Below are 11,916 nucleotides of genomic sequence, written 5' to 3' on the forward strand. Positions count from 1 at the left end.
GCGGGCAAGGACCCGGGCAACCCGTGGCAGCAGGGACAATGCCTGGCCCAGCCCACATGCGCGGGCCAAGACGCCGCCTGTGGCGCTGGCGCTTCCTGCTGTGGCGGCCTCGCCTGCCGAAACGGGACGTGCACCCTCCCCGGCCGGCGGCAGCACCGACGTGCTCCGGCCCGGGGGCGAGGTGTACGGCTGACGGAGGCTGCTGCACCGGGTTGACGTGCCAGGCTGGCCAGTGCGGGGCCCCAGGAAGCCAGATTCGCTACCGCGATGAGGGCGAGTCCTGCGGCCCCCAGCAGCCCTGCTACCTGGGGAACACCTGCGTCAGTGGCACGTGCGTCTCCAACGTCGCGCTGCACGAGCAGCGCCAGCGCCAGCAGGAGAGCAGCGTGGAAGCAGGTGGCAGCGGTTCGCCGCCCCCTGGCCGACGCACGCCGGAGAAAGGTGAGGCGGCCATCTGGCGCGAGGTGCACTGGGGAAAGGAGGCACAGCGCCAGGAAGAGCTCCGCCGCCAGCAGCGCGAGGATGCACGCCGTGAGGAAGCACGGCAGGAAGAGCGCCGCCGCCAGCAGCGCGAGGACGCACGACGAGATGAGGCCCGGCGGGAAGCGATGCGCAGAGGCTGGTAGCACCACGGCCCCCGGGGCCTACTCACCCCATCCAGGTCTCTTCACGATTGCAGCAAGGAGCAGTTCTTTCCAAAAGCGTTCGTCCTTGGCCGCGCTCACCATGCCTGCTCGCTCCTGAATGCCTGCGCGTCATTACGTCCGATCTGTCTCGTCATCTCGGGCGTTGTCGTTCAGCAGCAAACTGAGGCGCCCCCTCGAACTTGCAAGTACCTGGACGTGGGCTAGGTCAGCGCGGAGCACAGCTGGATGGGCATCAAGGAGAGCGAGCTGAGCGCGCAAGTCCCGGATGTTCATGGGTGCTATGGCTCGTCGGTATCAAGCACGCGGGCCAGTGCGTCGCGTTCCACCAATACACGCCTGTCCAGGCCGCCCTCCCACGAGGGGCCCGGCAGGGGCCTGGGCCTGTTGGCGATGGTTTGAGCCTCAACACCACGCGGCCTGGGCTGGCCCTCGCTCGGGGGCCAGCCTTGCACTCGCCGTGGGCAGTCCCAGGTGCTCCAGAATCGCTCGCCCCCCTCCCTCCTCCTTCGCGTACGCCAGCACCCGCCGCCTGCCTCCACACCTCACGCAGGCGCATCCGTCGAAGTCCAAGGTCCTCCTCTGCAGTTCTGCCCATTCCACACGCGCCGTCCTCTCCCTCATCGGCTCCTTCCTGGCCGCTGCCTGGGGGGCCACCCTCCCCTCCTCACCTCCTGCTTGGGGGAGCTGGCGCCGCGTTCGCGGGCCAACGCCAATGTCCTCTTCTGGCACGGCGCGGTAGTCACAGAGGCTGGTGAGCGGCTGCTTTCTGCTATTGGTGGACGTCCTCGCTAGGAGTTTGCGGCGGACCGCGCGTTTCGCCCTCAGAAGAACTCGTCCATCAACCGGTAGAACTCGCACGCCGCCTCCTCGATCTGCGCCAGCGGGTAGTGCTCGCGGAGCAGGGCTGGGGTGTCGATGTGGGGGTGGTTGCGCTTGGCCGAGCGCAGAAAGATCGCCAGGTCCTGATAGCGGTCGGCGAGGCCGAAGCGGCCGAGGTCGAGCAGGGTGAGCGCCTGGCCCGGCGACCAGATGAAGTTCGGAAGGCTGGCGTCGCCGTGGGTGAGGACGAGGTCCTCCGTGGTCGGCGCGGTGGCTCGGGCGTGGGCCAGGGCCTGGGGCGCGGTCCAGCCGGCGCGTTCGGCGTCGAAGTCGTCCTCGTCGACGAGGCCGGCCTCGACCTGGGCCTGGGCGAGTTGGAAACGCGCGGCGAGCCTTCGGTCGAACGGGCAGTCGGCCAACGGGAGGGCGTGCAGGGCGGCCAGGGCCTCGATGGTGGCGATCAGGGCGGCGCGCGCCTGACCTTCGGCGACATGGGACACCGGGGTGCCCGCCGCCGCCTCGCTGACCAGGCCATAGCCCGCCTCGCACGGGCCGGCCCAGAGGATGGTCGGGGTTCTGGCCCGGTCGTCCAGCCAGCGCATCACCTCAATCTCCTGGCGCAGCTGGGCGATATTGTGCGGCCGGTCCGCGGGGGCCAGCTTGACGACGAGCGAGCCGATCTGGGCCACCAGATCACCGGACTGGCCGTGGCTGATCACCTCCACCGGCGAGGCCGGGGCGGGAAGCCCGGCGACGGCGAGCACTTCGCGGACAGCGCGTTCGGGGCAAGCATTGGTCATGCCAGGTGGGAGTGACATGCGAGGATGCTATCCGACCTTTCGAGAGGCGCGGTCTACCGGTTTGCTGTCTGCGGCTCGTCCTCGGGGCGGCCCTCGGCCTTTCCACCGATGAGGGCAATGAACCCGCCAAGCGCCTGGCTATGGCCTGGCTATGCTGCCGACATTCCTGGCCGTTGTGTAGTGCTCCGCCTCATACTCGTCGGCCGCTTTCTGAATTTCTCGGAGCTTCTTGTACTTCTCGAGCATGTTTCCTGAGCTGGGGCGTAGCGTCGCTGAGCGGCGCTTTTCGTTTCAACGCGAGGCGCGCTTCTGGCGATGGCTTGCAAAGTCTGCCGTTGGATGGCGTTGTTGACTTCGAGCGCTCGGCCAAGGTCTGAGAACCCTCTGCGGCCACGGTCGACAAGCGCTCGACGCTTTCGATCAAGATCTGAAGCAAGAGCCTCCGCGTCGCTAACTCCATCGTCGATGAGGCGTAGGAGGCGCTGTGGTAGAAGGGCCATTGGCGGTTCTCCGGCTTTGTTGAAGAGGGCTGGCGCGGCGCATAAGACGAACAGGGACTCAGTTGAGGGTGGCGGGCAGGCGCAGAGGGGACGAGGAGGGCAGCTGACGGGGGGCGTCCGAGCTGTGTGCCAGGCCGGTGGAGAGGCCGCGCAGCCCCCTTGGGTACACGCCTGCCCAGGCCGCCCTCCCACGAGGGGCGCCGCAGCGGCCTGGACCTGTTGGCGATGGATTGAGCCTCAACACCACGCGGACTGGGCTGGCCCTCCCACTGGGGCACGCCTTGCACTCGCCGGGGGCAGTCCCAGCTGCTCCAGAATCGCTCGCCCCCTCCCGCCTCCTTCTCCTACGCCAGCCCCCGCCGCCTGCCTCCTCACGCAGGCGCATACCTCGAAGTCGAAGTTCCTCCTCAGCAGTTCCGCCAATTCAACACGCGCTGTCCTCTCCTTCCTTGCCGCTGCCTGGGGTGCCACCCTCGCCTCCTCACCTCCTGCGTGGAGGAGCCTCCTCAGGGGCAACGCCGCCCGAGAGGCAGGAGGGGGACAGCGGGGCGGTCAGCTTGGAATGCAACGGGCGAGCGTGTCGCAGATTCGCGTAAGCTCGTCCGGCGTGTGCGCGGCGAACCCGAGCCGAATGGCGTCCAGGCGCCCCTTGGGAAGGTAGGTGGAGCCTGGGGCCATCAGCAGGTGTTCCTCACGCGCCCTTGCCACCAACGAGTCGATGCTCCCCTTGCGCAGGGTCAGCCACAGCGCCAACCCACCCGCCGGCACGGAGTAGTCGAAGCACGCGTCGAGCGCAGGCGTCGCGCGGAGCCGCGAGAGGAGGTGATCTCGGCGTGCTTTGTATTCTCGACGGGCTCGCCTCGCGTGACGCTGGAGCGTCCCGTCTTCGAAGAGCTCCGCGATGGCGTGTTCGAGGACGACGTCACCTTGTCGTTCGAGCAGCTCACGCGTTTCCTTCAGCTTGCAAATGCACTCCTCCGACGCGACGAGGTAGCCGAGCCGCACGGTCGGCGCGAGCAGCTTGGACAGCGACGCGATGTAGACGACGCGCCGCGATCCTCCGGTCGCGTGCAGCGGTAGCAGCGGCTCACCTTCGAAGTGGTACTCGTAGTCGTAGTCGTCCTCGATGATGGTGAAGTCGAAGTGCTCGGCGAGCTGCAGCAGCTTGATCCGTCGTTCCGGCGTCATGGAGACCGACGTCGGGTACTGATGATGCGGCGTCACGTAGACGGCCTTCAGCTTGCCCGACAGCCTCCGCGCCGTTTTCTCGAGGACGTCGGTCCTCAAGCCCTCGCCATCGATGGGGATGTACGAGACCTTCGCCCCCGCGAACTCGAACGCGCGCCACGCAGGTGCGTAACCTGGCACCTCCACAGCGACCACGTCGCCGCGTTCGAGCATCGCCAGTGCGTAGAGACCGAGCGCGCCCTGCGCTCCACGAGCGAGGAAGATCTCATCGATGGTTGTGGAGAGCCCGCGCGCCTGATTGACGAAACTCGAAATCACTTCGCGGAGGCTCGGATCTCCTGCTGCGTCGCCGTAGCCCACCGCCGCTCGGCTGAGAGAGCGAAGCGCCCGCGCGTATGCGCGCGCCAACTCCGCCTGCGGCGCGAGCCGCGGGTCCGGCAACCCATCGGTGATCGACACGAGGGAGGTGTCCCGACGCGGCCAGGCCGACTTGCGCTGCGTGGGCAACTCGACGTCAGCGATCGCCGAGCGCGGTAGGGAGGCCGCCACGCGCGTTCCAGAGGCGGGGCGCGTCTCGAGCCACCCCTGGGCGACGAGCTCGTCCACCGCCGCGACGACCACCTTCCGATTCACCCCGAGCTGGTCTGCGAGGGTTCGGCTTCCCGGAAGCATCGAGCCCGGAGGGAGCCTCCCGCGCTGGATCTCGCGGATGAGCGCTCGGGTGAGCTGCGTCTGCTGCGACACGGACGTGTCCCGTTCGAGGGTGAAGTCGAAGCGCCACGGCCGCCTGACTGGACCCTCATCATTCTTGATTCTGGGGCTGTCCATGGGGCCAGTTTCTTGCCATTTACGAACGCGCGCAAGGACGTGCGCGATCCAGGAGGCAGCCATCAGCACCCCTGCATATTCACCTGCGTACAGTGCCGAGGACATTCGGCGCAACGTGGCGACTGTTCGCGGGCGCATCGCCGCCGCGTGCGCGCGAGTCGGTCGCGATCCGGTCGAGGTCCGTCTCCTGCCGGTCAGCAAGACCATGCCCGAGGCCCGCATCCGCATGGCCTACGCGGCTGGCTGCCGCGAACTCGGCGAGAACAAGGTCCAGGAGGCGTTGGGTAAAGCCGAGGCGATGGCAGATCTCACCGACCTACGGTGGTCGGTGATCGGGCACCTCCAGACGAACAAGGCGAAGGTCGTCGCGCGCTTCGCCAGCGAGTTTCAAGCGCTGGACAGCGTTCGCGTCGCGGAGGCGCTCGATCGACGCTTGCAGGTGGAGGGGCGTGCGCTCGACGTGTTGGTGCAGGTCAACACGTCAGGTGAGGCCAGCAAGTTCGGGCTGCCGCCGGATGAGGTCGCCCGCTTCGTCCGCGAGTTGCCCGCCTTCTCCTCGCTGCGCGTCCGTGGGCTGATGACTCTCGCGCTGCTGTCGGCCGATCCGACGCGTGTGCGTCCGTGCTTCACGCTGCTTCGGGAGCTGCGAGAGCGGCTGCGTGAGGAGGCGCCGGCTGGCATCACGATGAACGAGCTCTCGATGGGGATGTCCGGCGACTTCGAGTTGGCTGTCGAGGAGGGAGCTACCATCGTGCGCGTGGGGCAGGCAATCTTCGGCCCTCGCGAGCTGCCCGACAGCCACTATTGGCCTGAGCCGAACGCGACCTCAGGCCACACGTCGTAACGACCGCCGAAGCCCCCCGCCTCATCCATACCGAGGGCTTCGAGCATCGCCGAGACGCGCTTCGACGGTCATCTGTCGATCAAGCGAGCGACATCCGATATTCAATCACACCAGGCTTCTCTCCGATCCAATCGTAGAGTCGTTGCGCCGTGTGATTGGTTTCTTGAGTATGCCAGTAGAGACGCCCGCAGGCCTTTGCGCGGGCGCGCTCCTGTACGAACTCGATGAGCTTCTTGCCGACATGGCGCCCCCGTGTCTCTGGATCGACGAAGAGGTCTTCGAGGTAGCAGAAGTCATTCTGCGCCCACGTCGAACGGTGGAAGAGATAGTTGACAAACCCAACGATTCGTTCGCCGTCCACCGCGACGGCCGAGTGCATCGGCTCGCGGTCGTCGAAGAATCGCTCCCAGGTCGCCTGGGTCACTTCCTCCGGCAAAGCGACCTTGTAGAATTCCAGGTAGCTCTTCCAGTACGGAAGCCATTGTTCAAAGTCGCCCCTCTCAACGGGGCGAACGATCATGTGATTCTTCTCGTTCATGCCAGCGCTCCTTGTCGTTGGGTCTTTTCAATTCCAAACGTGAAGGCGCGCGATGCTGGGCATCGCCCTCGTCGCTCGCCTGCGGGAATCGAACCTTCCACGGTCGGGGCTATTACCCCGTCGCAAGTCACGTGACATGCTCCAGAATTGAGAACTGGACGGGTCCAGATGGACTGGCGCCTCGATGGCTCGCCGCCGGGATGTTCTCACGCTGGAGTCTCCCTCGATGTCCTCACAAGTGGGTGCGTGAGGTGAGCGCTCCAGGCTCGTGTGATGCCAAATCCCGAATCTCGTGGAGTGGGTTCGAAGGGCAGATGCGTTACCCGTTCATCAGAACTGGAGCACTGCGACCCGCCATTGCCGCGCCCTGCTCGAGTTCGCGAAGCTGTGCGACGTCAAGCCCAAGGACGACCTGCACTCGGCGGAGGCGGCGTCCCTGACCGGCCATTCCGTCTGACTGTCGCACGAAGTGGCGGCGACATGATTCGGCTACTTCGGCGCGAAAGCCCGTGGCCGTGTGATTCGCGAGATGCTGCATCGGCGCCCACCCACGGGGTACTTCTTCCTGGGCCACCCGGAGAGCCTGATTGGCGTCGACGTGGGCGTCCGGTCCGTGAGCGCGAACGTGTACACGCCACGGACCGGCGCCATGAGCCGGTTCTGAGGGGCGCGGCTTAGAACTGCCACTCCTTGCCTTTCTCGTTCAGGGCCTCTCGGGTCGCGGCCACGTCCCGGAGCGCCTTGAACGGGGATGAATCCGCGAGCTTCAGCACGGAGTCGAGCACGGCACCGGTGAGTTCCGTGTTGTTCGAGGCGATGGCGGTGTCGAGCCGCGCGAAGAGCTGACGGAAGTTCTCCTTTCGCTCGTCGAAGGAACGATCGAGATAGTCGAGCAGGACGTCACGATTTGCGCGGATGCGCTCGACGTCGACCTGCGCGGTCATCTGGATGCGGACCTGCTCCGTCTTCTCCTTCTGGATGTCCCGGACGCACTCGGCCACGGTCTTGAGGCCTTCGAGGACCTCGGCGAGGCCAGGGGTCGGGTTCTTGACCAGTTTGTCAGCTGTCATGCGAAGGACTCCTGAAGCAACTGGCGCTGCTGGGCGAGCAGGGACTCTGCCTGGTCGTTGATGTTGCCCTCGGGCGTGAAGATGGCGACGCGAAGCAGTTCGCTCTCCGCCTTGGCGAGCTGCATCGCCGAGGCGAACATGCGGAGGTGCTCGTCATTGGCCGCGTCGAAGTGGCCATCCAATGCCCAGAGGGCGTCAATGGCGCGGTTGGCGCGCACGTCGAGTTCCGTCGTGACGTGCTGCAGTTCGTCAACGCGGGTGCCCGCCCGGGCAAGGAGCGCGATGGCCGCTTCGAGCTGCGCCACCATCCTGTCTACCTCGGCCGCGAACTCCTCGGCCTTGGTCTTCGCCTTCTCCCCTTGCCTGGCGATGACGAAGCCCGCGACGACCGCCGCCGGGGCGACGGCGATCCCGCCGAGGACGACGGCGCCACCCGCGACGCCGAAGCCCCTGCCGCGAGAGAGCCACCACCAAGCCAGGCGAGCAGCGCGCTCTTCGCGGCGGCGCCTGTCAGCCCGGAGATGGCGGTTCCGGTTCCGGCGGTCGCGAACGTGGTGACCAGGCTCGTGGTCACCGCGCTCGCACCAGCACCGGTGAGGGTTGCCGCGACTGCGCCGGAGAGGGTTCCACCCGCCTCCAGGTACTGAGTTGCAAACCGACCGACTTCTTCGCGAGTCACGCCCAGCGAGCCCAGACTCTCCAGTGCGGACAATCGGGCCTTCTGATCGAGCCGTTCGAGGAAGTCGAAGAGGCGCCGGAAGGTGGTTGTCGTCACCGCGCTGCGCTGTGCATCCAGGGCGTCCAACTTGACCTGGAGCGAAGAGCGAGCCTCTTCGAGGCGGGCAACCCACTCTTGATGGCGCTCTTCGGCTTCATCACCGATGGCCTTGGCCTCTTTCATGGCCTGGACGCCGTCGTAGCCTTTCTTTCCGCCGAACCCGAGCAGGGCGGCGACACCGAGCGCAACAGGAATCAGTGGCAATGGCATGTGACATCCTTTCGTCGAGCGTCTCTGGAATCAACCAACTCGCGACACTGCGTGGGGAGTCAAAGTCGCCTCGGCCGTAGCGACTTCCGCAGCCCTCCGCGTGTTGGCCTCGATGGCCACCTGGCACAAGGCTAGCTGTGCCTGGAGCTGGAAGACAAATGCCCGGGCCCGGCCGACGCTCACGCCAATCAGCGCTCCGAAAATTCCACCCGCGACTGCGAATACGGGAATCTTGCCTCCTGTAGGAGCACCCAAGCCGGAACCCGCGATGGCGCCAAAGACAAAGCCCAGGAAGGCCGCCATATAGACGATGCGCGCGGCACGCCGATAGAGCACGGCCGCGTGAGTGTGGATGATGCTCGGGTCGTAATTCAAAACCATGCCAAAGCCCCCAGGACGTAGTCCTCGTGGTGGAACCGCGGAGCGAAGACTCGCCTGAGGTACGCGCCCCTGACCATCATCCTGGAGTGGTATGTCCTCACGAGTTCCTCCAGGGCATGACTGCTGCACCACCTCGCAGACAATGTGCCCCGGCACAAGCGTCCTACGCCGTGAAGCCGGACAGCGTGAGCGAGCGCATAAGACGAATAGGGACTCTGTTGAGGGTGACGGGCAGGAGCAGAGGGGACGAGGAGGGTAACTGACGGGGGTCGTCCGAGCTATTTGCCAGACTGGTGGAGAGGCCGCGCGGCCCCCTTGGGGTACACGCCTGTCCAGGCCGCCCTCCCACGAGGGGCCCGGCAGGGGCCTGGGCCTGTTGGCCACGGATTGAGCCTCAACACCGCGCGGCCTGCGCTGGCCCTCGCGCAGGGGCCCGCCTTGCACTCCCCCTCCGTACCTGCTCGTTACGAAGTCACCTCGAAAACGGGTTGATGCCCTGGCCTGCCTACGGGCCCGAAGCCCTCTCTGACGCGTCAACCCCTAGCCAGCCCATGCCTCCTGACGTGTCAGGCCCGCGCTGGCGACAGCGCCTCGAGCCCCATTCCATCCGATGGCAGAGCAGACGCCCTGAGCAGTGAAGACTCTCTCCTCCTGGTCCCTCGCTTGCACTCCCAGGACTCGCGGAAAAGCTCCCGAGCATCCGCAGTCCCCGTTCGAGACAATGGAGAGAGAGCATGAGAGTTTTTTCGCAACTGACCGCGCGTTGTGCTGGGTTGTGGGTGTTGGCCGCCGCCCCCGCGTGGGCGCAGCAGCAGGAAGAGGTCTGGCTCGACACCCGAAGCGCCGCTCCCGTGATGAGCCAGATGGTGCTGAAGCAGGGATGGCCGCATCTCGTCACCATGCAGGGCACCTTCAACGTGTGGGGGAACAACATCGTCCCGGGCCCGCAGTCAGGCCAGCCCGAGCCCGCGCCGATGTTCCCAAGCCCGGGCGTCACCAACCGCAACGTCGGCTTCGACCCTGAGTTCGTCTTCGCGGGCGTGAAGCCCCCGGCGGCCGCTCCGCTCAGGGCGAGCTCCATCCAGCTCAGCCTCGACGGAGGAAAGACCTGGGCGCATCCGGCTTCCACGGCGGCCTTCAACGCGGCCGAGCACAAGTATGGCTATGAGGTGATGGGCGGGGAGTCCGCGCTGCAGGTGCGCATCGCCGACAAGCCCGTCACCGACAACTCCGGGCGCTTGAAGATTGTCGTGGTGCCCGCCGAGGAGCTGTGGCTGAACACCCGGAGCGCCGCCCCCGTTCCAAGCAAGCAGGTGCTCCAGAAGGGCAAGCCCTACCGTGTCACGATGCAGGGCACCTTCAACGTGTGGGGGAACAACATCGTCCCGGGCCCGCAGTCAGGCCAGCCCGAGCCCGCGCCGATGTTCCCAAGCCCGGGCGTCACCAATCGCAACGTCGGCTTCGACCCTGAGTTCGCCTTCGCGGGCGTGAAGCCCCCGGCGGCCGCTCCGCTCAGGATGAGCGCCGTCCAGGTCAGCGTCGACGGAGGAAAGACCTGGAAGCACCCGGCATCCACGGCGGACTTCAACGCGGCCGAGCACAAGTACACCTATGACCTGACGGGAGAGGACGCGCCCCTGCAGGTGCGCTTCGCGGACTCGCCTGTCAACGACAACTCCGGGCTCCTGCGAATTCTCGTGCTGCCCGGAGCCTGATGCGCCCGCTCCAGGAATGACGCGAAGCCGCCCGGACGACCCAAGGGCGGCTTCGCGGCGAATCAGGCGAGCGCCCTACGGAACCCGGGCCCAGGCCGAAGTCGAGCCCCTGCCAACCCGCCCCACCCCGGCTCATGACCGATGGGGCCCTGGTTCGAATCCAGGCGGGCCCACTTCCTTCCGCGCCTGGGAAGTCTTTCCTGAGGTGTCTAGCGATTGAGCGAACTTCACTCGCAGCCGAAGAGAAAGATACGTCCAGTATGGAGTCATCCAGACCGGTGTGGTTGTTGATGCCCAGCCAGCGACTACAGTGCGCGCCATGCACGCCTCCTGGAAGCGCAACACGGCCCTTTTCCTGGGCAGCCAGGCCCTCTCTTTACTCGGCTCCTCCCTGGTGCAGTACGCGCTCCTGTGGCAGGTGACGCTGCAGACACGCTCGAGCGTCATGATGACGCTCTACATCGTGGCCGGCTTCCTGCCCACGTTCCTCCTCTCGCCTTTCGCGGGCGTCTGGGCCGACCGGTACGACCGCCGCAAGCTCATCGTCCTCGCCGATGCGATGATTGCGCTGGTGACCCTGGCGCTGGCCGTGGTGTTCACCTTGCGCGGTACGGAACTGTGGCTCTTCTTCCTGGCCGCGGCGATCCGCTCCGTGGGGACGGCCGTTCAACAGCCGGCGGTGGGCGCGCTGCTGCCGCAGTTGGTCCCCGAGGACCAGCTGATGCGGGTCAACAGCATCCAGGGCACCCTCCACTCGGTCAACATGTTGGGGGCGCCCGCGCTCGCTGGCTTCCTCATGTCCGTGGCCCCTCTGCAGGTGCTCTTCTACATCGACGTGGTGACAGCGGCCCTGGCCATCACCCTGGTGACGCTCTTCGTCCAGGTAGAGCCGCGCCCCCGCGCGCCGGAGCAGGAGGGGGCCTCGCAGCTGACGGAGATCCAAGACGGCTTCCGCTACATCCGCGGCCACGCGCACCTGGTGCCGTTCTTCGGCTACCTGGGATTCATCATGGTCCTCATCACTCCGGCCGCGTTCCTCACGCCGCTGCAGACGGCGCGAAGCTTCGGGGACGAAGTGTGGAGGCTGTCGGCCATCGAAATGGTCTTCTCGGTGGGAATGATGTTGGGGGGCGCCGCGCTCGCGGCGTGGGGCGGCTTCAACAGCCGCATGCGGACGATGGTCGCATCCAACCTCATCATGGGTGCGTGCACCGTGGCCCTCGGCGTGGTGCCCCACTTCGGGGTGTACCTGGCGGCCATGGGAATCTTCGGCGTGGCGCTGCCGCTCTACAACACGCCCGCCATGGTGATGCTCCAGGAGCGCGTGGAGCCGGCCTACCTGGGCCGCGTCATCAGCGTGATGACCATGCTCTCCACCTCGCTGATGCCACTGTCCATGCTGCTCTTCGGGCCCCTGGCAGAAGTGGTCTCCATCGAGCGGCTCCTGCAGGTCACCGGCGTGCTGGTGATCCTTCTCGGACTGCTCACGCCGCTACACCGTCGGCTGATGTCCTTCGGTGAGCCCAAGAGCCCCCCAGTTCAATCCCAGGAACTGGCCAGCTGAGTGTGTGAGGGGCACCACATGGGGGGAGGCCGCC

12 protein-coding genes and 1 tRNA gene are annotated in these 11,916 nt (G+C 66.4%); 6 read left to right on the forward strand and 7 right to left on the reverse strand.

Features of this window, described 5'->3' with window-relative positions:
• The first annotated feature begins 212 nt into the window (after nt 1–212).
• Nucleotides 213–626: a hypothetical protein gene (locus tag QEG98_RS28575; RefSeq protein WP_316563555.1), complete on the forward strand. Its 414-nt coding sequence runs from the start codon at nt 213–215 to the stop codon at nt 624–626.
• Between the two features lie 842 nt (nt 627–1,468).
• Here QEG98_RS28575 and QEG98_RS28580 read toward each other — a convergent pair.
• Nucleotides 1,469–2,266, reverse strand: coding sequence for an aminoglycoside 3'-phosphotransferase (locus tag QEG98_RS28580; protein ID WP_316563556.1), 798 nt, complete (start codon nt 2,264–2,266; stop codon nt 1,469–1,471).
• 1,052 nt (nt 2,267–3,318) lie between these two features.
• A complete protein-coding gene (locus tag QEG98_RS28585; protein ID WP_316563557.1) occupies nt 3,319–4,989 on the reverse strand; it encodes a PLP-dependent aminotransferase family protein in 1,671 nt (556 codons plus the stop codon).
• Here QEG98_RS28585 and QEG98_RS28590 point away from each other — a divergent pair.
• A complete protein-coding gene (locus QEG98_RS28590) occupies nt 4,898–5,626 on the forward strand; it encodes a YggS family pyridoxal phosphate-dependent enzyme (RefSeq protein WP_316563558.1) in 729 nt (242 codons plus the stop codon). The genes QEG98_RS28585 and QEG98_RS28590 overlap by 92 nt on opposite strands.
• 79 nt (nt 5,627–5,705) lie before the next feature.
• Here QEG98_RS28590 and QEG98_RS28595 read toward each other — a convergent pair whose 3' ends face one another.
• Nucleotides 5,706–6,164, reverse strand: coding sequence for a GNAT family N-acetyltransferase (locus QEG98_RS28595; RefSeq protein WP_316563559.1), 459 nt, complete (start codon nt 6,162–6,164; stop codon nt 5,706–5,708).
• A 529-nt stretch (nt 6,165–6,693) separates the two neighbouring features.
• Here QEG98_RS28595 and QEG98_RS28600 point away from each other — a divergent pair.
• Nucleotides 6,694–6,828, forward strand: a complete 135-nt coding sequence (locus QEG98_RS28600) for a hypothetical protein (RefSeq protein WP_316563560.1) — start codon at nt 6,694–6,696, stop codon at nt 6,826–6,828.
• Nucleotides 6,829–6,838: 10 nt separating this feature from the next.
• Here QEG98_RS28600 and QEG98_RS28605 read toward each other — a convergent pair whose 3' ends face one another.
• From QEG98_RS28605 to QEG98_RS28620, 4 genes are read right to left on the reverse strand one after another with little or no spacing between them, the layout of a single operon-like run.
• The gene (locus QEG98_RS28605; RefSeq protein ID WP_316563561.1) at nt 6,839–7,234 is read right to left on the reverse strand and encodes a hypothetical protein; all 396 of its coding nucleotides are present in this window, start codon (nt 7,232–7,234) and stop codon (nt 6,839–6,841) included.
• The gene (locus QEG98_RS28610; protein WP_316563562.1) at nt 7,231–7,542 is read right to left on the reverse strand and encodes a hypothetical protein; all 312 of its coding nucleotides are present in this window, start codon (nt 7,540–7,542) and stop codon (nt 7,231–7,233) included. Before QEG98_RS28610 ends, QEG98_RS28605 begins: the two co-directional genes overlap by 4 nt.
• A gap of 5 nt (nt 7,543–7,547) precedes the next feature.
• Entirely contained in the window at nt 7,548–8,222 is a 675-nt protein-coding gene (locus tag QEG98_RS28615) for a hypothetical protein (RefSeq protein WP_316563563.1), read from the reverse strand.
• Between the two features lie 30 nt (nt 8,223–8,252).
• Nucleotides 8,253–8,603 (reverse strand): hypothetical protein, encoded by a 351-nt coding sequence (locus tag QEG98_RS28620; RefSeq protein WP_316563564.1) that lies wholly within the window; start codon nt 8,601–8,603, stop codon nt 8,253–8,255.
• A 734-nt stretch (nt 8,604–9,337) separates the two neighbouring features.
• On the opposite strand from QEG98_RS28620, the gene QEG98_RS28625 reads away from it, so the two are divergent.
• From QEG98_RS28625 to QEG98_RS28635, 3 genes are all read left to right on the forward strand, one after another.
• Nucleotides 9,338–10,318, forward strand: a complete 981-nt coding sequence (locus QEG98_RS28625) for a hypothetical protein (RefSeq protein WP_316563565.1) — start codon at nt 9,338–9,340, stop codon at nt 10,316–10,318.
• A gap of 86 nt (nt 10,319–10,404) precedes the next feature.
• Nucleotides 10,405–10,491 (forward strand) — tRNA-Met (locus QEG98_RS28630).
• A 146-nt stretch (nt 10,492–10,637) separates the two neighbouring features.
• Nucleotides 10,638–11,882, forward strand: a complete 1,245-nt coding sequence (locus tag QEG98_RS28635; protein WP_316563566.1) for an MFS transporter — start codon at nt 10,638–10,640, stop codon at nt 11,880–11,882.
• Nucleotides 11,883–11,916 lie beyond the last annotated feature (34 nt).

It is taken from the genome of Myxococcus sp. MxC21-1, from assembly GCF_032612255.1.
Classification (GTDB): domain Bacteria; phylum Myxococcota; class Myxococcia; order Myxococcales; family Myxococcaceae; genus Myxococcus; species Myxococcus virescens.